This window comes from Micromonospora sp. SH-82 (assembly GCF_051132485.1).
GTDB lineage: Bacteria > Actinomycetota > Actinomycetes > Mycobacteriales > Micromonosporaceae > Micromonospora.
Genome location: NZ_CP148049.1, coordinates 4,382,112 through 4,404,758, shown reverse-complemented (window position 1 = coordinate 4,404,758; position 22,647 = coordinate 4,382,112). Strand labels below are relative to the sequence as shown.

The window sequence follows — 22,647 nt, the reverse complement described above, 5'->3', positions numbered from 1 at the left end:
AGCCTCTCAGAGCGTCGAGACGTAGAGCTGAGCCTGCTCCACGGCGACGAGTGTGGCGGCCAGACACTCCTCCAGCTCCTGGGTGGCCTGGGTGAGGGAGGCCTGGGCGGCCTCCACCGTCTCGTGTCCGCTGCCCTCCAACGCGCCGGCCAGGGTCTGCTGCGCCTCGGCCAGCTTCTCGCCGGCGGCCTGCACGGCGCTCTGACCGTCGCCGATCTGCTGGAGCGCGACATCGATGGCGGCCTTGAGCTCGGCGACGCTCGCCACTGTGGAACCTCCTGGGGGCGGGGAGGACTCCATTACAGCCTATTGCGGTCTGCGAGAGAACATCCGCCCTGTCGGTGTCCTGCCCGCCTGTCCGGTTGCCCACCCGGTGGCGTGTCCCCACCGGGGAGGGCGGCACCGGGTGGTGACGTACCCGGGGTCCGTCGCGCCGACCTCGGGGTGCGGTCACTCCCCGCGCAGCCAGCGTGGCCCGTACACCTCCGCGCCGAGCGCCCGGACCCGCTCCCGCAGCCCCCGGTCGGCGGTGACGACCAGCCGACGTCGCTGCGGGGCGGCGCCGACCAGGTCGACCACCGTGTCGTCGCCGCTGCGGTCGGCGGCCACCACCCGGACCTGCGGCACCCCGGGGACGTCGCGGGCCGCACCCTCGACGACCAGGACCACCTCGGCGGGGGGTGGCAGCTCCGGTGGACGGCCCCGCTCGGCCAGGGGCGTGAGGGCGTCGCGCAGCCGGGCGGTGGCGGCGGGCCGGTCGCGCCACCACCCGTCGGGGCGGGAGCCGACCACGTTCGCGGCGTCCACGATCAGCAGGGGTAGCTCGTCCACGCCGCCCAGCGTGCCACCCCGCGGCGTTTGCCGGCCCGACCGCCGGGTAGCCCAGCGTGTCGACCCGGTCGGCTTCTACCTCGGAGGACGCTCATGTTGGGATCCGGTGACTTCGGCTCCGACCCGTGGGACGAGTTCCTGGCCCGCTACTTCGGGCGGGGTGAGGGTGGGCGTCGACCGGCGCACCGGGTCGACATCACCCGGTTGATGACCGCCGACGCCCGGGAGATGTTGGCCGACGCGGCCCGTCGGGCCGCCCAGCGGCAGAGCAACGACCTGGACACCGACCACCTGCTCTGGGCGGCGTTGCAGCGGGAGCCGCTGCGGGACCTGGTCCAGCGCGCCGGGGCCGACCCGGAGGCGCTGGTCAACGCGTTGGGCGGGCGGGGGGACGGTGCGCCCCGGGGGGAGGTGCCCCCGAACCTGTCGCTGACCCCGGCGGCGAAGCGGGCCCTGCTCGACGCCCACCAGTTGTCCCGGGCGATGGGGGCGAACTACATCGGTCCCGAGCACATCCTGATGGCGTTGCCGCTGAACCCGGAGTCCCCGGCCGGGCGGATGCTGTCGGCGGGTCGGATCCAGCCGGAGTCGTTGCAGGCGGCGAACGCCGAACGCGGCCCGATGACCGGCCCGAAGCCGGACCGGGGCACCCCCACCCTCGACCAGTACGGCCAGGACCTCACCGACCTGGCCCGCAACGACCAGATCGACCCGGTGATCGGGCGCGCCGACGAGATCGAGCAGGCGGTGGAGATCCTCTCCCGGCGGACGAAGAACAACCCCGTCCTCATCGGTGAGGCCGGGGTGGGCAAGACGGCCATCGTCGAGGGGCTGGCCGAGCGGATCTGTGACGGCGACGTGCCGCAGACCCTGCTCGGCAAGCGGGTCGTCCAGCTCGACCTGGCCGGTCTGGTGGCCGGCACCCGGTACCGGGGTGACTTCGAGGAACGCCTGAAGAAGGTGATCGACGAGATCCGCGCCCACCGCGACGAGCTGATCATCTTCCTGGACGAGATCCACACCCTGGTCGGGGCGGGCGGGGCCGGCAGCGAGGGCGGGATGGACGCCTCCAACATGCTCAAACCGGCACTGGCCCGGGGGGAGCTGCGGGTGATCGGGGCGACCACGCTCGACGAGTTCCGTCGCAGCATCGAGAAGGACGCCGCGTTGGCCCGCCGTTTCCAGCCGGTCCTGGTCCCCGAGCCCACCGTCGAGGACACTGTCACCATCCTGCGCGGGCTGCGCGACCGTTACGAGGCGCACCACCAGGTGCGGTTCACCGACGAGTCGCTGGTCGCGGCGACCGAGCTGTCCGACAGGTACGTCACCGACAGGTTCCTGCCGGACAAGGCCATCGACCTGATCGACCAGGCCGGGGCCCGGGTCCGGCTGCGGACCCGGACGCCCGCCTCGGACGTGCGGGAGTTGGAGCAGCAACTCGACGAGGTACGGCGGGACAAGGAGCAGGCCGTCGCCGACGAGCAGTACGAGCGGGCCTCGGCGCTGCGCGACCGGCTCGCCGAGTTGCAGGACCGGATCCGCCGCGCCCAGGGCGAGGAGGACCTGCCCCAGGTGCCCGAGGTGGGGCCGCAGGAGATCGCCGAGGTGGTCTCCCGGGCCACCGGCATCCCGGTCGCCCAGCTCACCGAGGAGGAACGGGACCGGCTCCTGCGCCTGGAGGGCCACCTGCACGAGAAGGTGGTCGGCCAGGACGACGCGGTCGGGGCGGTCGCCGAGGCGGTCCGCCGGTCGCGGACCGGGTTGGCCGACCCGAACCGCCCGATGGGCAGTTTCCTGTTCCTGGGGCCGACCGGGGTGGGCAAGACCGAGCTGGGCCGGGCCCTGGCCGAGGCGCTGTTCGGTGAGGCCGACCGGATGGTCCGGGTGGACATGAGCGAGTTCCAGGAGCGGCACACCGTCAGTCGGCTGGTCGGTGCGCCTCCCGGGTACGTCGGGTACGAGGAGGCCGGTCAGCTCACCGAGGCGGTCCGTCGTCGCCCGTACGCCGTCGTGCTCCTCGACGAGATCGAGAAGGCCCATCCCGACGTGTTCAACATCCTGTTGCAGGTGCTCGACGACGGGCGGCTCACCGACAGTCAGGGCCGGACGGTGAACTTCAAGAACACCGTACTGATCATGACGAGCAACCTGGGGTCGGAGCTGATCACCGGGACGGGCCGGGCGGTGGGGTTCGGGGCCGGTGAGCCGGGCACCGACCGGGAGGGCGACGAGCTGCGGGAACGGTTGATGCGTCGGCTCCAGGAGAACTTCCGACCGGAGTTCCTCAACCGGATCGACGAGGTGATCATCTTCCGTCGGTTGGAGGCCGAGCAGCTGCGGCAGATCACCGAGCTGATGTTGGAGGAGACCCGGCGGCGGTTGCACGCCCAGGACATCGACATCGACGTCACCGAGGCGGGGGTGGGGTGGCTCGCCGAGCACGGCTACCAGCCGGAGTTCGGGGCCCGTCCGCTGCGCCGGGTGATCCAACGCGAGCTGGACAACCGGCTGTCCCGGATGCTGCTGGAGGGGGCCATGTCGCCGGGGCAGAAGGTGCTGGTGGGTGCCCGCGACGGTCAGCTCACCCTCGACGTGGTCGCCGGTGCCGAGGGCGGTCACGCCTCGGCCGCGACGACGCACCCCCGATGAGCGCAGGGAGCATCCGGTGACCGAGCCTGAGCTGGGGGACGACCCCGCCGAGCGGGTGGAGCCGATCGAGGCCCGACCGACCGCCAACCCGTCCCGGATCCAGGTGCCACCGGAGGGTCCGGGAGCACTGGCCGGCGACGGCGAGCCGCCCGATCCCGGGCCGGCGTCCGGAGAGGAGAGCTGATGGTACGCGAGACGCGACTCGACGCGGACGTCGAGCTGTTGTGGGAGGACTTCCACGCCCGGGTCAACATGCCCTCCGAGCAGCTGCGGCAGTGGCTGCTCACCCGGGGGTCGGGGGAACGGGCGTTCGGCCCCGGCCCCGACCTGGACCTGCCCGAGCCGGGTCGGCAGATCCTCGCCGTCCTGCGTAAACGCAAGGTGGACCTGACGTCGGGGGACGTGGAGGTGATGCGGGAGGCGGTGCGACGCATCGACGACCTGACCGCCGCCCCGCCGCCCCGGGGTGGTGCAGACGACGACTGGCGGCACCGGCTGCTCGACCTGGGGCACGACCCGCTGACCGTGGGCTGACCAGGAGACAGACGTCCGACCCGCCGGGACCGAGGTGTCCCGGCGGGTCCTCGTCACGCGGGGTCAGGTCGGGGTGACGTCCGGGGTGTCGTCGTCGAGGCTGGGCAGGAGCAGACCGGCGGCGTCGACGGCGGCCCGCCGCTCGGCGCGCAGCAGCTCCTCGCGGGTGAGCAGGGCGGCGTACTCGGCGACGTCGGCGGCGCCGGGGGTGCCGGGCAGCCGACGCAGGAACGCCTCCACGTCGCGGGAGGCGGCGGTGTGCGCGGCGGCGGTGCGCCGCACGTCCTCCCGGTCGTCGGCGGGCGGGTAGAGGTCGGTCATGCCGACCGGATACCCGCAGTCGGGCCGTTCGCACCCGGCGATGTCAGGCCGACCGGGTCACGGCGGCGGCCCCACCCGCCGGGTCGGCGCGTCGGACGCCGAAGTCGGGGTTGCCGGCCAGCCAGGACAGGTAGTCCGGGTGCGCGGCCAGGGAGTCGGTGTACGCCGCGACGGCGGTCTCGGTGACCAGGTCGGCGACGCCGGCGGCGGGGGCCTCCGGGTGCCAGCCCAGCATCAGCCGCCACCGCAGGGGCGCGCCGGTCAACCGTCGGGTCACCAGCCCGGTGACGGGTCTGAAGGTGGCCTGGCACAACGCCACCGCCTCCCCGGCCTCGACCAGGTCCATGCTGCCGCGTACGTCGGTCTCGTAGACCTTGCGGGGGGTGAACCCGGCGCGGGCGCAGGCGGCGGCGAAACAGTCGCCGAAGCAGCCGTCCCCGGGGGCGGCCACCCAGTGCTCGTGTCGCAGGTCGGTCAGGCTCACCTCGTCCCGCCCGGCGAGGGGGTGCTGTTCGGGCAGCAGCACCACCACCGGGTCGATGGAGACCTCCCGCCAGGTCAGCCCGAACTCCGCCGACGGGGTGGAGTCCCCGCAGACCCCGGTCAGCGCGAAGTCCAGACGGCTCGCGGCGACGAGTTGGGCCAGCTCGTCCACCGACCACGACGCGTACGTGGTGATCTGGGCCTCGGGGTGTTCGGCGGTGAGCCGGTGCACCAGTCGGCCGAGGATGGGGCTGTTCACCCCGCCGAAGCGGTACCGCAGGGGCGTGTCGACCGACCCGGCCAGCCGGGCGGCCTCGTCCTGCAACCCCTTCATCGCCGGCAGCAGGACCCGGGCTCGGGACAGGACCAGCTCGCCCAGGGCGGTCGGTCGGGCCCCGCGCCGGTCCCGCTCGAACAGGGGACCGCCGAGGGTCCGTTCGATGCGCTGCAGTTGCGCGGTGAGGGCCGGCTGGGCCAGACCGAGCGTGGACGCGGCCTTGGTCACGCTCCCTGTCTCCGCGATCGCGCAGACCACCTTCAGGTGACGCAACTCCAGATTCATGGGGGTGACGTTATGACCACGACGGACCGGCGAAAAGTCCTGTAACGGAGCGGTAACTTCTAGTGGAGCGCGAGAAGGTGCAGGTCAACATCTATCGTCAGATATCGATCTCTGCACTCATAGGTCGGATCGACGGGTGTGCCGTCCGGTGACCGCGTCACGGACCTTGTCCACCACTCCGACGGCCGGGTCGACGATTCGGTTCCACGGCGGAGTGTGGGGATTTTCCGGGTGCGGACGGGTCGGCGCGGCCTCCTCGGCGATCTCGAACCGGTTCCCCAACCGGATCAACTCCTCCTCGTCGGCGTGCGCCCGCAGCGGCTCGAACAGGGCACCCACCCCGTCGACGTGGCGGCGGAGCCGCTCGCCCAGGTCGGGCAGGCCCTCCTCGGTGAGGTCCCGGACGGCGCACAGCAGGTCGGCGTCGGCCGCCACCTCCCGGTCGATGCGCTCGGTCTCGTCCGGCAACACGTGCCGGGCGGCGGGGAAGAGGTACTGCTCCTCCCCGCTGAGGTGACGTGTCAACACGGCGGTGAACACCCCGAGGACCTCCCGGCGGCGTTCCGCCGTCACGTCCGGCGCCGTCGCCTCGTCGAACAGGCTCCGAAGGTCGTCGTGCTCGGCGGCGACGATGTCGAGCAGATGGGGCCCGCCCGGGCGGTACCCCTCGCCGGGGACGGGCGGCAGCGGTGGCAGGTGAACGGTCACGGTGACCTCCTCGTCGCCGCCGGTACCCGAGCGCCGGGACCACCAAACCGTGCCCAGCTCCGGGCGGCTGGTATAAGGAGGAGTGACCACCCAAGCCGCCTCCGCCCCGCCCGCCCCCACCGACGAGGTGGTCGACCTCTGTCGGGACCTGCTGCGCATCGACACCACGAACACCGGCGACCTCGCCACCAGCGCCGGCGAGCGGGCGGCGGCCGAGTACGTGGCCGCCAAGCTCGCCGAGGTCGGGGTGACCAGCGAGCTGCACGAGTCGGCACCCGGGCGGGCCAACCTGGTGGCCCGGATCCCCGGCACCGATCCGGGCCGTGACGCCCTGCTCGTCCACGGGCACCTCGACGTGGTGCCCGCCGACCCCGACGAGTGGTCGGTCCACCCGTTCTCCGGCGAGATCCGCGACGGATACCTGTGGGGTCGGGGCGCGATCGACATGAAGGACTTCGACGCCATGGTGCTGGCGGTGGTCCGCAACTGGCAGCGCACCGGCTACCGGCCGCCCCGCGACATCGTGCTGGCGTACACCGCCGACGAGGAGGCCGGCAGCGAGTACGGCGCACACTGGCTGGTCGAGCACCACAGGGACCTCTTCGACGGGTGCACCGAGGCCGTCGGCGAGGTCGGTGGGTTCTCGTACACCATCGACGAGAATCGCCGGCTCTACCTGATCGAGACGGCCGAGAAGGGACTGGACTGGCTGCGCCTGCACGCCAAGGGCCGACCCGGACACGGCTCCTTCATCCACGACGACAACGCGGTGACCGCCCTCGCCGAGGCGGTGGCCCGGATCGGCCGGCACAGGTTCCCGATCACCGTCACCCCCACCGTCCGGGCCTTCCTGGAGGAGGTCTCCGACGTCCTGGGCGTCGAGATCGACCCCGACGACCCGGAGACCGCGATCGCCAGGCTCGGCCCGATCGCCAACATCATCGGGGCGACGGTCCGCAGCACCGCCAACCCGACCCGGTTGGCCGCCGGCTACAAGGACAACGTGATCCCCGGCCGGGCCAGCGCCACCATCGACTGCCGCAGCCTGCCCGGCCAGTCGGAGCTGCTGGAACAGCAGTTGCGGGAGCTGGTCGGCCCGGACATCGACATCGAGTACGTGCACCGCCAGCCGGCCCTGGAGACCACCTTCGACGGTGCCCTGGTCGAGGCGATGTCCGCCGCCCTGCGCGCCGAGGACCCGGGGGCGCGACCGGTGCCGTACATGCTCTCCGGAGGCACCGACGCCAAGGCCTTCGCCCGGCTCGGCATGCGCTGCTTCGGCTTCGCCCCCCTGCGTCTGCCCCCGGACCTGAACTTCTCGGGACTGTTCCATGGCATCGACGAGCGGGTGCCGGTCGACGGGCTACAGTTCGGCGTGCGGGTTCTCGACCGGTTCCTGCGCACCTGCTAACCGCGTCCCGGTAACGACTCTCCGGGCCCGCGAACCCCGAGGCGAGAGGGATTGGCACATGACCGACCAGCACGGTGAGCTGGAGGTCGCCCTGGAACGGGTGATCGAGGCCGCGCGCGCCCACCTGGCTGCCGTCCGGGCCGGCGACGGCCGGGTCGACGACGACGACGTGTGGCAGGCATACGTCGAGCTGAACAACGCCTCGTACGACTACGACCAGCGGTTGCTCGCCGCCCACGGGGAGGTCACGCCCTGGGACGTGGACTCGATCGACCCGGACGAGGCCGACGAACGCTTCGGTGGGGGCGACCCCACGGCCGGCGCTGACGACCCGCACCCGACGATCCTGTCGGTGCGGCAGCGGCGCGACTTCCGGGTGCCGAGCGTCACGGCGCTGATCCGGGCCGCCGAGGTGGCCCGCCGGGAGGGCACCCCCCAGGAGGACGACCCCGCCCCCGTCGAGGGCGTCGGCGAGGCGGTGCTGGAGCTGCTGCAGAGCGGCGACGGCTCGCTGAGCGCGCTGGACGTCCCCGAGCTGGAGCCGCTCGACGGCGTGGTGATGGTCAGCGAGGTGGCCGAGCCGGTCGACCTGGAGGCCTTCGACGACGACGACCCGGTGGGTCCGTTCCAGCCGGGCGCCGAGGACCGGCTGGTCGGCCGCCTCGACGAGCACCCGTTCCTGGAACTCGACGGGGAGAACGAGGCGGTCGGCCGGGCCGGCTGACCACCACCCGAGGACCCCGGAGTCCCCCCGCCCCGTCCGTCGGGGGCGAGGGGGCTCCTCCAGCCGACGGGCGGCCCCCTCAGTACGACAGTCCGGGCTGGGGCTGGTTGACCCGTCGACGGCGCAACATCACCTGACGGGTGCCGTCACGGAACAGTTGGACCCGGGCCAGCTCCCACCCGGAGAACTCCGCCTGGATCGCCAGTTGTGCCGCAGCCGTCAACCTGTCGACGTTCGGCGGTAACCGCAGGGGCGCGTACTCGTACTCCATGAGCCCATGCTGCGCCCTGCCCCCACGGATCCGCCACCCCGACGCCCCGACGGGCGGGTCAGCCGTCGCGTTCGGGATAGCCGACCGGAATCGACGCGACGTCGTCCAGGGCGGTGGTGATCTCCGCCGGCAGGGTCATCCGCTCCACCTGCAACGCACCGAGCAGCTGACCGACCGTCCGGGCGCCGAGGATCGGTGCGGTCACCCCCGGCCGGTCCCGGATCCAGGTCAGCGCCACCTCCAGCGGCGACACCCCGAGGCCCCCCGCCGCTGTCACGACCGCCTCCACGATGCTGGAGCACCGGGGTTCCAGGTACGTGGCGACGAAGCGCTCGAAGTGCGCCGAGGCGGCCCGGGAGTCCGCCGGGCGACCGTGCCGGTACTTGCCGGTCAGCACCCCCCGGCCCAGCGGCGACCAGGCCAGCACCCCCAGCCCCAGGGCCGCGCAGGCCGGCAGGACCTCCCGCTCCACCCCCCGTTCGAGCAGGGAGTACTCCACCTGGGCGGCGACCACGGGGGCCCGCCCGGGCCAGGCGGTCTGCCAGGCGGCGGCCCGGGCGGTCTGCCATCCGGAGAAGTTCGACACCCCGACGTACCGGACCCGGCCGCTGGCCACCGCGTGGTCCATCGCCGCCAGCGTCTCCTCCAATGGCGTGTCCGGGTCGTACCCGTGGACCTGCCACAGATCGACGTGGTCGGTGCCGAGACGGCGCAACGACGCGTCCAGGGTGCGCAGCAGGTGCCCCCGGGAGCCGTCCCGCCGCCGTCCGTTGCCGGGCCGCAGCCCCGCCTTGGTGGCGATCAGCAGCTCGTCGCGGGGGACCAGGCCGCCCAACAGGGAGCCGATCACCGCCTCGGCGTCGCCGTCGGCGTACACGTCGGCGGTGTCGACCAGGTTGCCCCCGGCGTCGAGGTAGCTCTTGAGCTGGGCAGCCGCGTCGTCGGCGTCGGTGTCCCGGCCCCAGGTCATGGTGCCGAGCGCGAGCCGGGACACCGCCAGCCCGCTTCGGCCGAGCGGTCGCTGTTGCATGCGTGAACCTTATTTGTCCACGGGGCGCACCGATATCCTCGCCGCCGTCATCCCTGACCGGCCCGGCGCAGGAACAGACGTCCGCGTCGGGCCCGGACGCCTGTTCATCGCCCCGATCACCGCAGGTGACCCGCCGGGGGTGTCGGATTTCCGCAGGTCGACCCGGTCGGCTCGGGCCGGGTGAGGCGGGGGTCGGACACCCCGGCGGGGTTGCGTAACCTGATGCGACTGGTTGTGGGTTCGGATGGGGAGGACCAGTGCGACTCGGGCTCAGCCTCGGATACCAGACGGCGTGGAGCACACCCGCCGACCACCTGGCGCTCGCCCAGGAGGCGGATCGGCTCGGCTACTCGGTGGTGTGGGCGGCGGAGGCGTACGGCTCCGACTCGCCGAGCATGTTGGCTTGGATGGCCGGGCAGACCGACCGGATCGACCTGGGCAGTGCGGTGATGCAGATCCCCGCCCGGACCCCGGCGATGACAGCGATGACCGCCGCCACCCTCGACGCCCTCAGCGGCGGCCGGTTCCGGCTCGGCCTCGGCGTGTCCGGGCCGCAGGTCTCGGAGGGCTGGCACGGCGTACGGTTCGCCAAGCCCCTGGCCCGCACCCGGGAGTACGTCGACATCGTCAAGCTGGCGGTGGGCCGCAAGGAGGTCGCCTACGACGGCGAACACTACACCCTGCCGTTGCCCGACGGTCCCGGCAAGGCTCTGCGGCTGGGCTTCCATCCGCCCCGCGACCACATCCCGATCTACCTCGCCGCGGTCGGCCCGAAGAACCTGGAGCTGGCCGGGGAGGTCGCCGACGGCTGGCTCGCCGTGTTCTACGCCCCCGAGTTCGCCGACGAGCAGCTGGCCAGCGTCCGGGCCGGGCGGGCGAAGGCCGGCAAGGAGCTGGCCGGGTTCGACGTGGTGCCGTCGGTGCCGGTGGTCGTCGGTGACGACGTCGACTCCTGCGCGGAACTGGTCCGGTGGTACGCCGCCCTGTACGTCGGGGGGATGGGCAGCCGGAAGCAGAACTTCTACAACCAGCTCGCCACCCGGATGGGCTACGGCGACGCCGCCCGCGAGGTGCAGGACCTGTACCTGGCCCGTCGGCAGCGCGACGCCGCCGCCGCGGTGCCCCTGGAGTTCATCGACCGGACCTCGCTGCTCGGGCCGAAGGAGCGCATCGCCGACCGGCTGCGCCAGTACGCCGACGCCGGGGTGACCACCCTGTCGGTGACCCTCTTCGCCGCCGACGCCGAGACCGGGGCCCGCACCCTGCGCACCGTCGCCGAGGCCCTCGACCTGGCCGGGGTCGGAGAGTGAGCTGGATCGAGGCCATCGTCCTGGGCATCGTCCAAGGGCTCACCGAGTTCCTGCCGATCAGCTCGTCGGGGCACATGCGGATCACCTCGGCGATCTTCTTCGACCAGGACGCCGGGGCGTCGTTCACCGCCGTCACCCAGCTCGGCACCGAGGCGGCGGTGCTGCTCTACTTCGCCAAGGACATCTGGCGGATCAGCCGCACCTGGATCCTGGGGATCTGGGACAGCTCGGTGCGCAGCAGCCTGGACTACCGGATGGGCTGGTACGTCATCGTCGGGTCGATCCCGATCGGGGTGATCGGGTTCCTGTTCAAGGACCAGATCCGGGAGACCGCCCGCAACCTCTACCTGGTCGCCACCATGCTGATCGTGTTCGCGTTCGTCCTGGCCTTCGCCGAGTACTGGGGGCGGCAGACCCGTACCCTCAAGGACTTCCGGATGCGCGACGGCGTGGTGATGGGCCTGGCCCAGGCGATGGCGCTGATCCCCGGGGTGTCCCGCTCCGGCGGAACCCTCACCGCCGGTCTCTTCCTCAACCTCACCCGGGAGACCGCCGCGCGGTACTCCTTCCTGCTGGCCATCCCGGCGGTGGTGATGTCCGGGCTGTTCAGCATCCCGGACGTGTTCGCGCCCGCCGCGCCGGGCACCTCGGCGCCGAGCGTGGCGCAGATGGTGGTGGCCACCATCATCGCCTTCGGCGTCGGCTACGCGGCCATCGCCTGGCTGCTGCGCTTCGTCGCACACCACACCCTGTACGTCTTCGTCCTCTACCGGGTGGCGGTCGGGACCCTGGTCCTGGCCCTGCTGCTGACCGGCACCATCTCCGCGACCTGAGCCACCACGACGCCCCCGCCGCCCGACCCGGGTGGCGGGGGCGTCGCCGCGTCCAGAGCCTGCGTCGCACCGTCGCACCGTCGCACCGTCGCACCGTCCCGCCGTTCCGCCGTTCCGCCGCCGCGCCGCAGCGGGCGGGCGCCCGCGTCGCACCGTCTGCCGCAGCGAGCGGGACCCGGCGTCGCCCCGGAGGTTCTAGGCTGGTCGGGTGGCGACCCTCCTGCTCCTGCGACACGGCCGCACGACCGCCAACGCCGACGGCGGGCTGGCCGGTCGGCAGCCGGTCGAGCTGGACGACACCGGCCGGGCACAGGCGGCGGCCGTCGGTGACCGGCTGCGCGGCCTGCGGCTGGCCGCCGTGGTGACCAGCCCGCTGGTGCGGTGCCGACAGACCCTGGAACTGGCGGTCCCGGAGGCCACCCCGGTCGTCGAGGACGACCTCATCGAGTGCGGGTACGGCACCTGGGAGGGACAGGCGCTCAAGAAGCTGGCCAAGGAGCCGCTCTGGCCGGTGGTCCAGCAGCATCCCAGCGCCGTGGTCTTCCCCGACGGCGAGTCGATGGCGGCGATGGCCGCCCGGGCGGTCGCCGCGGTCCGCGCCTGGGACGCCCGGGTCACCGCCGAACACGGCCCCGAGGCGGTCTGGTTGGCGTGCAGCCACGGAGACGTGATCAAGGCGATCGTGGCGGATGCGCTCGGCCTGCACCTGGACCTGTTCCAACGTCTCGTTGCGGACCCGGCGTCGATCACCGCGATCCGGTACACACCGCTGCGCCCCTTCCTGGTCCGGCTCAACGACACCGGCGGCGACCTGGCCGGGTTGGTGCCGCCCGCGCCGCGCCGCCGACGTCGCCGTCCGGTCGACTCGGACGCCGCGGTCGGCGGGGGAGCGGGGACGACCCGGTGAGGACGTCGTGACCGCCGACCGACCCGACCCGACCTGCACGGTCCCGTCGCGCTCACCGGGGCGTGGCGATTGTGGGTCGGTGGGGGTACGCGGTGCCGTACCGCGCCCGATAGGGTCGTGGGTATGACCCACCAGGTGCACGCCTTCGAGCCGCCGGAGCGGTTCGTCGCCGGGACGGTCGGGCCGCCGGGAGAGCGGACGTTCTTCCTGCAGGCCCGGGGCGGCGGCCGGCTGGTCAGCGTGGCGTTGGAGAAGGTGCAGGTCTCCCTGCTCGCCGAGAAGCTCGAGGAGCTGCTCGCCGAGGCGCAACGTCGGTTCGGGGTGCAGCTGCCCGAGGCCGTCCCCGTCACCGGGGACAACGACCCGCTGGACACCCCGGTCGACGAGGAGTTCCGGGTCGGCACCCTCGGACTGGCCTTCGACGTGGACACCGCCACCGTGGTGATCGAGGCGATCGCCGTCGGCGAGGTCGAGACCGAGGTCGAGCTGGCCGACGAGCTCGACGACGACGAGGACGACGACGAGCCCGACGAGGACCTCGACCGGCTGCGGGTGCGCCTCACCCCCGAGGCGACCCGGGAGTTCATCGAACGGGCCAAGCGGGTGGTCAACGCGGGCCGCCCACCCTGCCCGCTCTGCGGTCAGCCGTTGGATCCCGTCGGGCACCTCTGCCCGCGGCACAACGGCTACCACAGGTGACCTCGTCCGAACTTCGACCCCGTCCCGACGGTGCCGCAGTGCGTCGGCTGCTCCGCGACGGCGTCCTCACCGTCGACGGGCGACTGGTCGAGGCCTCCAACACCACACTGCGCGGGACCCTGACCCTGGACGGCGTCAGCGCCCACTGCGTCTACAAGCCGATCCGCGGTGAGCGTCCGCTCTGGGACTTCCCCGACGGCACCCTCGCCGACCGGGAGGTCGCCGCGTACCTGGTCGCCGAGGCCCTCGGTGGGGAACTGGTCCCCCCGACGGTGCTGCGGGACGGGCCGTTCGGCACCGGCTCCTGCCAGTGGTGGATCGACGAGCCGGACGGGGCCGCGCCGCTGGTCGGGTTCGTGTCGGCGGACGCGGTGCCGCCCGGCTGGTTTCCGATCGCCGCCGCCCGCGACGACGACGGTACGGCGTACACCCTGGCGCACGCCGACGATCCCCGGTTGGCCCGACTCGCGGTGTTCGACGCCGTCGTCAACAACGCCGACCGCAAGGGTGGACACGTCCTCGTCGGGCCCGACGACCGGATCTACGGCGTGGACCACGGGGTGACCTTCCACGTGGAGGAGAAGCTGCGGACGGTGCTGTGGGGGTGGGCGGGTCGGACGCTCACCCCCGACCTGGTCGCCGCGCTCGCCGTCCTCGCCGACCGGCTCGACGCCGACCTCGGCGAGCAGGTGGCCCGACACCTGACCGTCGCCGAGGTCGCCGCGTTGCGGGACCGGGTCGACGGGCTGCGCTCCACCGGCCGGTTCCCCCTCCCGCCCCGCGACGGTCCGGCGTTCCCCTGGCCACCGATCTGAGCCCACCCGTCCCAGGCTGTCGCCTTGATCACTGTGCAGCCGACTTCCGGCTGGTCAACACGTCGTTAGGCTGACGGTCATGGACTCTTGGGTGGGACACGAGGTGCCACGGCTACCGGGTCGGGGCGGCCCGCTGGCGTTGTTCGACACCGCCCGGCAGGGCGTGCACCCGGACACCGGCGAGGGTGACGCCACCCTGTACGTCTGCGGGATCACCCCGTACGACGCCACCCACCTGGGTCACGCCGCCACCATGATCGCCTTCGATCTGGTCCAGCGGGTCTGGCGCGACGCCGGCCGGTCGGTGCGGTACGTGCAGAACGTCACCGACATCGATGACCCGCTCCTGGAGCGGGCGCAGCGCGACGGCGAGGACTGGAAGGTCCTGGCGATGCGGGAGACCGCCCTGTTCCGCGAGGACATGGAGGCGCTGCGGATCATCCCCCCGGAGCACTACGTCGGCGCTGTCGAGTCGATCCCGGACATCGCCGCACGGGTGGTGGAGCTGCTCGGCGACGGGGCGGCGTACCGGCTCGACGACGGCACCGGCGACGTCTACTTCGACGTCACCGCAGCCCCCCGGTTCGGATACGAGTCCAACCTGTCCCGGGCCGAGATGCTGGAGATCTTCCCGGAGCGCGGCGGGGACCCCGAGCGGGCCGGCAAGCGTGACCCGCTCGACCCGCTGCTGTGGCGCGGTGCCCGCCCCGACGAGCCGTCCTGGCCGGGCGGGGACCTGGGACCGGGTCGCCCGGGCTGGCACATCGAGTGCACGGTGATCGCCCTGAACCTGCTCGGCGAGCGGATCGACGTGCAGGGCGGCGGCAACGACCTGATCTTCCCGCACCACGAGTGTTCCGCCGCGCACGCCGAACGGCTGACCGGCCGGGCCCCGTTCGCCGGTTTCTACGTCCACGCCGGAATGATCGGGCTCGACGGGGAGAAGATGTCGAAGTCCAAGGGGAACCTGGTCTTCGTCTCCCGGCTCCGGGCCGACCGGGTCGACCCGATGGCGGTCCGGCTGGCCCTGCTCACCGGGCACTACCGGACCGACCGGACCTGGACCGACGACCTCCTCGCCGCCGCCGGACACCGGCTGGACCGGTGGCGTCGGGCCGCAGCCGCCCCCGCCGGCCCCGACGGACCGGCCCTGCTGGCGGCGGTCCGCGCCCGGCTCGCCGACGACCTCGACTCTCCCGGGGCGCTGCGGGTGGCGGACGAGTTCGCCGAGGCGACCCTGTCCGGCGTCGCCGACGACCCGGCCGCGCCGGCCCTGTTCGCCGCGACCGTCGACGCCCTCCTGGGTGTCCGCCTCTGATCCCCGGTCAGCCGAGGACCAGGCCGGGGTCGGGGTCCGGGTCGGCCGCGGGGGCCGGGACCCGGTACTCCTCGGTCAGGGTGGTCATCGGGCCGGGCCAGGTGGCCTGGGCGACCTCGATGGGTCTGCGGCGCTCGTCGTAGGCGACGTGCAGCAGGTGCAGGACGGGGGTGTCCGGGCGGATCTGGAGGGTCTCGGCCTCCTCCCGGCTGGGCTGACGGGCGGTGATGGTGTCGGTGGCGGTGACGTACCGACGGCCGATCGCCTCCTCGGCCTCCTGGTACAGCGGTCGACCGAACGCCTCGGCCCGCTCCAGCGACGTGCCGGCGGTGTCGGCGGGTAGGAACCACGACGCGCCCACCTCGACCGGGGAGTCCTCGGTGCGGACCAGGTGCCGACGGCAGAGCAGGTCGGTGCCGTCGGCCACCCCGAACGCGTCGGCCACCTCGGGTGGGGCGGGGGAGCGGCCGACGGAGACGAGCTGCTGACGGTATCGGGCGGCCAGGTCGGTGTGGTAGCCGCGGAAGCCGCCGTACCGGCCCCGGGAGAGCCGGTTGAGGCGGCGGCGGGTGCCCCTGACGTACGTACCGGAGCCGGGCTTGGTGATCAGGACACCCTCGACCCGCAGCTGGTCCACGGCCCGCTGGACGGTCTGCTTCGCCACCCCGAACATCTCCGCGATGGCCGGGATGGAGGGGAGCCGCTCACCGGGCGCCCAGTCGCCCCGGCGGACCTGCGCCTTGAGCTGCGCGGCGATCTGCCGGTGCGGGAACTCGGCCGCCCCCGGGTTGATCTGCATACCCACCTCCAGAGTCACAGCTAGGTTCCTAGGATGCCCTAGGCGACGTGACGCCGCCACCCCGGACACACCCGGTCTGGTCACCTACCGGGGTCCCGGTGATCACACGAGCAGGTTCAGCGCGCCGACCGGCGTCCCCACGGGGCTGCCGGTCGTGCTCGACAGCGGGCGGTCCGTCGACACCACCCGGGCCGCCGGCTGGTGCCTGCTGCGGGCACCAGCCGTTCCCGAGGAGGAAGCCGGTTACCAGGATCCGGCGGTGGGGCCGGCGGAACCGCCCCGGCGGCGCAGGTACTTCTCGAACTCCTGGGCGATCTCGTCACCGGTCAGCGGGGTGATCCCCGCGTCGCCGAGGCGTTCCTCCAACTCCCGGACGTACTCGCCGAGTTCCGCGTCCTGCTCGGCGGCGCTGCGCACCCGCTGCTCCCACTCGGCGGCCTCCTCGGCCAGGTCGGCCATCGGCACCGGCAGGTCCAGCACCTCCTCGACCCGGTGCAGCAGGGCCAGGGTGGCCTTCGGGCAGGGCGGATTGTTGGCGTAGTGCGGCACGTGCACCCAGAACGACACCGCGTCGACCTCGGCGCGGGTGCAGGCGTCGTGCAGCACCCCGACGATCCCGGTGGGGCCGTCGTACCGGGTGGGGGTGAGCTGGTAGCGCTCGGCAGCCCCGGCGTCGGAGGCGCTGCCGCTGATCGGCAGGGGCCGGGTGTACGGGACGTCGGCCAGCAGGGCGCCGAGCAGGACCACCCGCTCGACCTCCAGGCTGTGGCAGATCTCCAGGACCTGTTCGCAGAAGGTGCGCCAGCGCATGCTGGGCTCGATGCCCCGGATCAGGACGACGTCCCGTTCGGTGCCCTTCGGGCTGGCCACCGTGAACCGGGTGGTCGGCCACTCCACCTTCCGGGTCTCGCCCTCGGCCATGGTGATGGTGGGGCGGCTGACCTGGAAGTCGTAGAAGTCCTCCGGGTCCAGTTCGGTGACCGGGCGCGCCTGCCACACCTGTTCCAGGTGCTCGACGGCGGCGGTGGAGGCGTCCGCCGCGTCGTTCCAGCCCTCGAAGGCGGCGATGGCCACCGGGGACCGGAGCACCGGCAGTCCGTCGAACTCGGTCATGCCGTCACCTCCCCCTGCTCGTCGGGGCCGACCCGGGGTGCCGCCCCGACCGTCGGTCCGCCGGGCGCGGTGTTGTCCCTGTTGTCCTTCACGTCCGTAGCCTACGGGCCGGGTTCCGTGCGGGCACGTCGGCCGCGCCGGGTCGCTCCGGGGGGTGCCAGGATCGGCCGAACCGGCCATCCGGTCATGTCACCACGAAAGGTGCGGGGTGATCCCGCCTACATAATGTGGGATCCCCGGACAGGGTCGGTCGGCGCCGCCGCGGGCGCACTAGCCTGTACGGGTGCGAACCTCGTTGCTCGACGTACTGGCAGGCCGGATCCTCGTCACAGACGGTGCCATGGGCACCATGTTGCAGGCGGCCGACCTGACCCTGGCCGACTTCGAGGATCTGGAGGGGTGCAACGAGATCCTCAACGTCACCCGACCGGACGTGGTCCGGGGGGTGCACGAGGCGTACCTGGCCGCCGGGGCCGACTGCGTGGAGACCAACACCTTCGGCGCCAACCTGGCCAACCTCGCCGAGTACGACATCCCCCACCGGATCCGGGAGCTGTCCGAGGCCGGGGCGCGCATCGCCCGGGAGGCCGCCGACGCGTACTCTACCGCCGACCAGCCCCGCTTCGTCCTCGGCTCGATCGGCCCCGGGACCAAGCTGCCCACCCTCGGGCACGCCGCGTACGCCACCCTGCGCGACGCCTACCTGGAGAACGCCGCCGGTCTGATCGAGGGCGGCTCCGACGCCCTGATCATCGAGACCTGCCAGGACCTTCTCCAGGTCAAGGCGGCGGTGATCGGCTCGAAGCGGGCGATGGCCCAGCTCGGTCGGGAGGTGCCGCTGATCGTCCACGTCACCGTGGAGACCACCGGGACCATGCTCCTGGGCAGTGAGATCGGCGCGGCCCTGACCGCCCTGGAGCCGCTGGGCATCGACCTGATCGGGCTGAACTGCGCCACCGGCCCGGCCGAGATGAGCGAGCACCTGCGCTACCTGTCCCAGCACGCCCGGGTGCCGCTGTCGGTGATGCCGAACGCCGGTCTTCCGCAGTTGACCGCCGACGGTGCGGCCTACCCGTTGACCCCGGTGGAGCTGGCCGACGCCCTGGAACGCTTCGTCACCGAGTACGGCGTCTCCCTGCTCGGCGGGTGTTGCGGTACCACCCCCGAGCACATCCGGGTGGTCGCCGAGCGGCTGCGGGGCCGGCAGGCCGCGCGGCGGGAGCCGGTGGTCGACGCCGGGGTCTCCTCGGTCTACCACCACGTGCCGTTCGCCCAGGACGCCAGCGTCCTGATGGTGGGGGAGCGGACCAACGCCAACGGGTCCAAGGCGTTCCGGGACGCGATGCTCGCCGCCGACTGGCAGTCCTGTGTGGAGATCGCCCGCAGCCAGGCCCGGGACGGGTCGCACCTGCTGGACCTCTGTGTCGACTACGTCGGCCGCGACGGTGCGGTGGACATGCGGGAGCTGGCCGGACGCTTCGCCACCGCGTCCACCCTGCCGATCATGCTGGACTCCACCGAGCCCGCCGTCATCGAGGCGGGGCTGGAGATGCTCGGTGGCCGGTGCGTGGTCAACTCGGTCAACTTCGAGGACGGTGACGGCCCCGACTCGCGGTACGCGCGGATCATGCCGGTCGTCGCCGAGCACGGCGCGTCGGTGGTGGCGCTGCTCATCGACGAGGAGGGCCAGGCCCGGACCCAGGAGTGGAAGGTACGCGTCGCCGCCCGGCTGATCGACGACCTGACCGGGCGGTGGGGGCTGCGGCGCAGCGACATCCTCATCGACGCCCTGACCTTCCCGATCGCCACCGGCCAGGAGGAGACCCGCCGCGACGGCATCGAGACCATCGAGGCGATCCGGGAGATCGCCACCCGCTACCCCGGGGTCAACTTCACACTGGGCATCTCCAACGTCTCCTTCGGGCTCAACCCGGCCGCCCGACAGGTGCTCAACTCGGTCTTCCTCAACGAGTGCGTCGAGGCGGGACTCTCCTCGGCGATCGTGCACGCCAGCAAGATCCTGCCGATGGCGAAGATCCCCGACGCGCAGCGTGAGGTCGCCCTGGACCTCATCTACGACCGCCGCCGGGAGGGGTACGACCCGGTGCAGGCCTACATCGAGGCCTTCGAGGGGGTCGACGCCGCCTCGGCTCGGGCCACCCGGGCCGAGGAGTTGGCAGCGCTCCCGCTGGACGAGCGGCTCAAGCGGCGGATCGTCGACGGGGAGCGCAACGGCCTCGAAGCCGACCTGGACGCCGCGATGGCCAGTGGCCGTACCCCGTTGTCGATCATCAACGACCTGCTCCTGGACGGCATGAAGGTGGTCGGTGAGCTGTTCGGCTCCGGCCAGATGCAGCTGCCGTTCGTACTCCAGTCCGCCGAGGTGATGAAGACGGCGGTGGCGTACCTGGAACCCCACATGGACAAGGCCGACGACGGCGGCAAGGGACGGATCGTCCTGGCCACGGTCAAGGGCGACGTGCACGACATCGGCAAGAACCTCGTCGACATCATCCTGTCCAACAACGGCTACGAGGTCGTCAACATCGGCATCAAGCAGCCGATCAACGCGATCCTCGACGCCGCCGAGGAACACCGGGCCGACGCGATCGGGATGTCCGGGCTGCTGGTCAAGAGCACCGTCATCATGAAGGAGAACCTCGCCGAGATGGCCACCCGGGGGGTGGCCGAACGGTGGCCGGTGCTGCTCGGCGGAGCTGCCCTGACCCGCTCCTTCGTCGAGGACGACCTGCGGGCGGTCTTCCCCGGCCAGGTCCACTACGCCAGGGACGCCTTCGAGGGACTCTCCCTGATGGACCGGGTGATGACGGCCAAGCGGGGCGGCGCACCGGTGGTCGACGCCGAACGGGAGGCGGCCCTGGCCGCCCGGCGGGCCCGCCGGGAGAAGCAGCGGGCCGTCGTCCGGGAGTCCCTACCCGACCTGCACGACGCCTCGGTCCGCTCCGACGTGGCCCGCGACGTCGAGGTGCCCACCCCGCCGTTCTTCGGCAGCCGGGTGATCAAGGGCCTGCCGTTGGCCGAGTACGCGGCGCTGCTCGACGAGCGGGCCACCTTCCTCGGACAGTGGGGGCTGCGCGGTGCCCGGGGCGGCAAGGGTCCCTCCTACGAGGAGTTGGTGGAGACCGAGGGTCGCCCCCGGCTGCGGTACTGGCTGGACCGGCTCACCGCCGACAAGGTCCTCGAAGCCGCAGTGGTGTACGGCTACTTCCCGGCGTACTCCGAAGGCAACGACCTGGTGATCCTGGACGAGAACGGGCACAGCGAGCGGGCCCGGTTCTCCTTCCCCCGGCAGCGCCAGGAACGGCGGCTCTGCCTGGCCGACTTCTTCCGACCCAAGGGCGACCAGCTCGACGTGGTGGCCCTGCAACTGGTCACCGTCGGCCAGCCGGTCAGCGAGTACACGGCGAAGATGTTCGCCGCCAACGAGTACCGCGACTACCTGGAGGTCCACGGCCTGTCGGTGCAGCTCACCGAGGCCCTCGCCGAGTACTGGCACCGGCGGATCCGCAGCGAGCTGACCCTGCCGGGCGGGCGTACCGTCGCCGGGGACGACCCGGGGGACCTGGCCGGACTGCTGCGCACCGACTTCCGGGGCTGCCGGTACGCGTTCGGCTACCCCGCCTGCCCCGACCTGGAGGATCGCGCCAAGATCGTCGAGCTGCTGGGCGCGGAGCGCATCGGGGTGACCCTCTCCGAGGAGTTCCAGCTGGAGCCCGAGCAGGCCACCGACGCGATCGTCGTCCACCACCCCGAAGCCAGCTACTTCAACGCCAAGTAGGCGCAAGGCAGTGCGCATTGTCGACGCCGCGCTCACCTCCTCGGGTGGGCGCGGCGTCGGCCGACGCCGCCACCAGCCGGCGCGGCGTCGGCCTCCGACAGGCAGGTGCCGGCAGGCGGTGGTCTTCGCCCGGGTTCAGCTGTCGATGCCGACGGCCTTTGCGCTGGCCTCCCAGAGTCGGGCGGCCAGCGCCGGGTCGGTCGCCTTACCGTGTGCCCGGTGCGGTCGCTGGTCGCGGTGGTAGCCGCCGTTGGTCAGCTTGGTCGCCTCCTGGGTGGCCAGCCAGACGAGGGTCTCCGCGCCCTTCTCCGGGGTGCGCAGCAGCGGCATGTACCGGGTCCAGAGGTCCTGTCCGGGAAGGCCCGAGCCGAACCGGGTCCGCACCACCCCCGGGTGGTACGAGTACGCGGTGAGGTGGGTCCAGCGGCGGGCCGCCTCGGCAGCGAAGAGGATGTTCGCCCGCTTGCTGGTGGCGTACGCGCCCATCGGTCGGTACCGGTTCAGCCCGGCGTTGAGGTCGTCGGGGTCGAGGTCGCCCCGGTGCATCCTCGATGCGGTGACCACCAACCGTCCGACCCGGTCGGACAACAGGTTGCTGAGCAGGAACGGGGCCAGGTGGTTGGCCTGGATGGTCGACTCGAACCCGTCGACAGTGCGGACCGGCTGCTGGGCCATCATCCCGGCGTTGTTGGCGAGCACGTCGATCCGGTCGTACGCGGCGCGGAGCCGCTCGGCCAGCCCCCGTACGTCGTCGAGGACGGCGAAGTCGGCGCGGAACAGCTCCGGGCGTTCACCGGTGGTGTCGTGGACCTTCTCCCCGGCGGCCCGCAGCCGGTCCGGATCCCGTCCGACCAGCGCCACCCGGTCGCCTCGACGTGCCAGGGCGACAGCGGCGGCCAGTCCGATGCCGGAGCTGGCCCCGGTCACCACAGTGAGACGGCGTCCGGCGGAATCATCTGAAGGATCGTTCACCCCATTCATGGCGGGGATCGTACTGATGGCTCGCGGTGTCCACATCGTCGGGCCAGGGGACCTCACCAGGGGCGGACCCGAACGAGGTTCTCAGGATTCCGGACCGTGTTCTCAGGCTTCCGGACCGTCGATCTGGTGGTGGACGTCGATGACGATCCAGGTTCGCAACCGGCTGATCCTGTCGGCCCGCTGGATCCTTCGGGATCACCTGCCGGACGTGGACGGCCGGTGCCCGATCTGCCGGGTGCAGGACTGCCAAGCCGTCACCGTTGCCCGAGACTGTCTCGCCTCACTCGGCGCGCGACCGGGAGGTCGGGTGTCCAGCCGAGATCCGCCGTGACAGGGTACGCGCCGTCAGCTCACCCAGTGCCAGCCGTCGCCGAGGGTCCACCGGACCTGGCACGGGTCGGCGAAGCAGTCGAAGCGCGCCTCGGGTGGGACCGGGTGGGGGCTGTGCAGGTGCACGGTGGCGACGAGTAGCCAGGCGGCGGCGGTGGCCGCCGGGAGGAACAGATCCAGTCGACGTGTCGACCTCGTCGGAGCGTCGTGCATCGGCAC

23 protein-coding genes are annotated in these 22,647 nt (G+C 72.4%); 12 read left to right on the top strand and 11 right to left on the bottom strand.

The features are described from left to right. Window positions 1–6: 6 nt before the first annotated feature. Window positions 7–267: a hypothetical protein gene (locus tag WHN02_RS19595; RefSeq protein WP_434740162.1), complete on the bottom strand. Its 261-nt coding sequence runs from the start codon at window positions 265–267 to the stop codon at window positions 7–9. 183 nt (window positions 268–450) lie between these two features. Continuing rightward, window positions 451–831 (bottom strand): hypothetical protein, encoded by a 381-nt coding sequence (locus WHN02_RS19590; RefSeq protein WP_434740161.1) that lies wholly within the window; start codon window positions 829–831, stop codon window positions 451–453. Window positions 832–924: 93 nt separating this feature from the next. On the opposite strand from WHN02_RS19590, the gene WHN02_RS19585 reads away from it, so the two are divergent. From WHN02_RS19585 to WHN02_RS19575, 3 genes are read left to right on the top strand one after another with little or no spacing between them, the layout of a single operon-like run. Then, complete coding sequence (locus WHN02_RS19585) at window positions 925–3,480, top strand: ATP-dependent Clp protease ATP-binding subunit (protein ID WP_434740160.1); 2,556 nt, start codon at window positions 925–927, stop codon at window positions 3,478–3,480. Between the two features lie 16 nt (window positions 3,481–3,496). Further along, window positions 3,497–3,664: a hypothetical protein gene (locus WHN02_RS19580; protein ID WP_434740159.1), complete on the top strand. Its 168-nt coding sequence runs from the start codon at window positions 3,497–3,499 to the stop codon at window positions 3,662–3,664. Further along, window positions 3,664–4,014, top strand: coding sequence for a DUF3140 domain-containing protein (locus tag WHN02_RS19575; RefSeq protein ID WP_434740158.1), 351 nt, complete (start codon window positions 3,664–3,666; stop codon window positions 4,012–4,014). The genes WHN02_RS19580 and WHN02_RS19575 overlap by 1 nt, the downstream gene beginning before the upstream one ends. 63 nt (window positions 4,015–4,077) lie before the next feature. Here WHN02_RS19575 and WHN02_RS19570 read toward each other — a convergent pair whose 3' ends face one another. The 3 genes from WHN02_RS19570 to WHN02_RS19560 form a co-directional block, all read right to left on the bottom strand. Beyond that, window positions 4,078–4,335, bottom strand: coding sequence for a hypothetical protein (locus WHN02_RS19570; RefSeq protein ID WP_434740157.1), 258 nt, complete (start codon window positions 4,333–4,335; stop codon window positions 4,078–4,080). Between the two features lie 43 nt (window positions 4,336–4,378). Then, entirely contained in the window at window positions 4,379–5,380 is a 1,002-nt protein-coding gene (locus WHN02_RS19565) for a LysR family transcriptional regulator (RefSeq protein ID WP_434740156.1), read from the bottom strand. A 117-nt stretch (window positions 5,381–5,497) separates the two neighbouring features. Next, window positions 5,498–6,088, bottom strand: coding sequence for a hemerythrin domain-containing protein (locus WHN02_RS19560; protein ID WP_434740155.1), 591 nt, complete (start codon window positions 6,086–6,088; stop codon window positions 5,498–5,500). A gap of 82 nt (window positions 6,089–6,170) precedes the next feature. Here WHN02_RS19560 and WHN02_RS19555 point away from each other — a divergent pair, with 82 nt between their 5' ends. After that, window positions 6,171–7,499, top strand: a complete 1,329-nt coding sequence (locus tag WHN02_RS19555) for a M20/M25/M40 family metallo-hydrolase (RefSeq protein ID WP_434740154.1) — start codon at window positions 6,171–6,173, stop codon at window positions 7,497–7,499. A gap of 58 nt (window positions 7,500–7,557) precedes the next feature. Next, window positions 7,558–8,223, top strand: coding sequence for a hypothetical protein (locus WHN02_RS19550; RefSeq protein WP_434740153.1), 666 nt, complete (start codon window positions 7,558–7,560; stop codon window positions 8,221–8,223). A 79-nt stretch (window positions 8,224–8,302) separates the two neighbouring features. Here the strand turns inward: WHN02_RS19550 and WHN02_RS19545 are convergent, their stop codons facing one another. Beyond that, window positions 8,303–8,494 carry a DUF5703 family protein gene (locus tag WHN02_RS19545; RefSeq protein ID WP_350898638.1) on the bottom strand — a complete coding sequence of 64 codons (192 nt, stop codon included), beginning with the start codon at window positions 8,492–8,494 and terminating at the stop codon, window positions 8,303–8,305. A gap of 58 nt (window positions 8,495–8,552) precedes the next feature. Then, window positions 8,553–9,524, bottom strand: coding sequence for an aldo/keto reductase (locus WHN02_RS19540; protein WP_434740152.1), 972 nt, complete (start codon window positions 9,522–9,524; stop codon window positions 8,553–8,555). 257 nt (window positions 9,525–9,781) lie between these two features. Between WHN02_RS19540 and WHN02_RS19535 the strand changes: the two genes are divergently transcribed. The 6 genes from WHN02_RS19535 (at window position 9,782) to mshC (ending at window position 15,406) form a co-directional block, all read left to right on the top strand. Next, window positions 9,782–10,834, top strand: a complete 1,053-nt coding sequence (locus tag WHN02_RS19535; protein WP_434740151.1) for an LLM class F420-dependent oxidoreductase — start codon at window positions 9,782–9,784, stop codon at window positions 10,832–10,834. Continuing rightward, window positions 10,831–11,667, top strand: a complete 837-nt coding sequence (locus WHN02_RS19530; RefSeq protein ID WP_350898633.1) for an undecaprenyl-diphosphate phosphatase — start codon at window positions 10,831–10,833, stop codon at window positions 11,665–11,667. The genes WHN02_RS19535 and WHN02_RS19530 overlap by 4 nt, the downstream gene beginning before the upstream one ends. A 208-nt stretch (window positions 11,668–11,875) precedes the next feature. Then, window positions 11,876–12,574 (top strand): MSMEG_4193 family putative phosphomutase, encoded by a 699-nt coding sequence (locus WHN02_RS19525; protein ID WP_434740150.1) that lies wholly within the window; start codon window positions 11,876–11,878, stop codon window positions 12,572–12,574. 123 nt (window positions 12,575–12,697) lie between these two features. Next, complete coding sequence (locus WHN02_RS19520; protein ID WP_434740149.1) at window positions 12,698–13,273, top strand: DUF3090 domain-containing protein; 576 nt, start codon at window positions 12,698–12,700, stop codon at window positions 13,271–13,273. Next, on the top strand, window positions 13,270–14,088 hold the full coding sequence (locus tag WHN02_RS19515) for an SCO1664 family protein (protein ID WP_434740148.1): 819 nt from the start codon (window positions 13,270–13,272) through the stop codon (window positions 14,086–14,088). The genes WHN02_RS19520 and WHN02_RS19515 overlap by 4 nt, the downstream gene beginning before the upstream one ends. Window positions 14,089–14,167: 79 nt before the next feature. Next, the gene (gene mshC, locus WHN02_RS19510) at window positions 14,168–15,406 is read left to right on the top strand and encodes a cysteine--1-D-myo-inosityl 2-amino-2-deoxy-alpha-D-glucopyranoside ligase (protein ID WP_434740147.1); all 1,239 of its coding nucleotides are present in this window, start codon (window positions 14,168–14,170) and stop codon (window positions 15,404–15,406) included. 7 nt (window positions 15,407–15,413) lie between these two features. On the opposite strand, the gene WHN02_RS19505 is transcribed toward mshC, so the two are convergent. Continuing rightward, complete coding sequence (locus WHN02_RS19505; protein ID WP_350898623.1) at window positions 15,414–16,205, bottom strand: GntR family transcriptional regulator; 792 nt, start codon at window positions 16,203–16,205, stop codon at window positions 15,414–15,416. Window positions 16,206–16,448: 243 nt separating this feature from the next. Beyond that, the gene (locus tag WHN02_RS19500) at window positions 16,449–17,318 is read right to left on the bottom strand and encodes a PAC2 family protein (protein WP_350898621.1); all 870 of its coding nucleotides are present in this window, start codon (window positions 17,316–17,318) and stop codon (window positions 16,449–16,451) included. A 283-nt stretch (window positions 17,319–17,601) separates the two neighbouring features. Between WHN02_RS19500 and metH the strand changes: the two genes are divergently transcribed. Further along, on the top strand, window positions 17,602–21,117 hold the full coding sequence (gene metH, locus WHN02_RS19495; protein ID WP_434740146.1) for a methionine synthase: 3,516 nt from the start codon (window positions 17,602–17,604) through the stop codon (window positions 21,115–21,117). Between the two features lie 135 nt (window positions 21,118–21,252). Here metH and WHN02_RS19490 read toward each other — a convergent pair whose 3' ends face one another. After that, window positions 21,253–22,098 (bottom strand): SDR family NAD(P)-dependent oxidoreductase, encoded by an 846-nt coding sequence (locus tag WHN02_RS19490; protein WP_434740145.1) that lies wholly within the window; start codon window positions 22,096–22,098, stop codon window positions 21,253–21,255. A gap of 345 nt (window positions 22,099–22,443) precedes the next feature. Next, complete coding sequence (locus WHN02_RS19485; protein WP_434740144.1) at window positions 22,444–22,641, bottom strand: hypothetical protein; 198 nt, start codon at window positions 22,639–22,641, stop codon at window positions 22,444–22,446. Between the last annotated feature and the right edge of the window lie 6 nt (window positions 22,642–22,647).

Coding starts and splice junctions, on each gene's coding strand:
- WHN02_RS19585 (WP_434740160.1), top strand. CDS start 925: ATGTTGGGATCCGGTGACTTCGGCTCCGACCCGTGGGACGAGTTCCTG.
- WHN02_RS19575 (WP_434740158.1), top strand. CDS start 3,664: ATGGTACGCGAGACGCGACTCGACGCGGACGTCGAGCTGTTGTGGGAG.
- WHN02_RS19570 (WP_434740157.1), bottom strand. CDS start 4,335: ATGACCGACCTCTACCCGCCCGCCGACGACCGGGAGGACGTGCGGCGC.
- WHN02_RS19565 (WP_434740156.1), bottom strand. CDS start 5,380: ATGAATCTGGAGTTGCGTCACCTGAAGGTGGTCTGCGCGATCGCGGAG.
- WHN02_RS19550 (WP_434740153.1), top strand. CDS start 7,558: ATGACCGACCAGCACGGTGAGCTGGAGGTCGCCCTGGAACGGGTGATC.
- WHN02_RS19545 (WP_350898638.1), bottom strand. CDS start 8,494: ATGGAGTACGAGTACGCGCCCCTGCGGTTACCGCCGAACGTCGACAGG.
- WHN02_RS19540 (WP_434740152.1), bottom strand. CDS start 9,524: ATGCAACAGCGACCGCTCGGCCGAAGCGGGCTGGCGGTGTCCCGGCTC.
- WHN02_RS19520 (WP_434740149.1), top strand. CDS start 12,698: ATGACCCACCAGGTGCACGCCTTCGAGCCGCCGGAGCGGTTCGTCGCC.
- mshC (WP_434740147.1), top strand. CDS start 14,168: ATGGACTCTTGGGTGGGACACGAGGTGCCACGGCTACCGGGTCGGGGC.
- WHN02_RS19505 (WP_350898623.1), bottom strand. CDS start 16,205: ATGCAGATCAACCCGGGGGCGGCCGAGTTCCCGCACCGGCAGATCGCC.
- WHN02_RS19500 (WP_350898621.1), bottom strand. CDS start 17,318: ATGACCGAGTTCGACGGACTGCCGGTGCTCCGGTCCCCGGTGGCCATC.
- WHN02_RS19490 (WP_434740145.1), bottom strand. CDS start 22,098: ATGAATGGGGTGAACGATCCTTCAGATGATTCCGCCGGACGCCGTCTC.
- WHN02_RS19485 (WP_434740144.1), bottom strand. CDS start 22,641: ATGCACGACGCTCCGACGAGGTCGACACGTCGACTGGATCTGTTCCTC.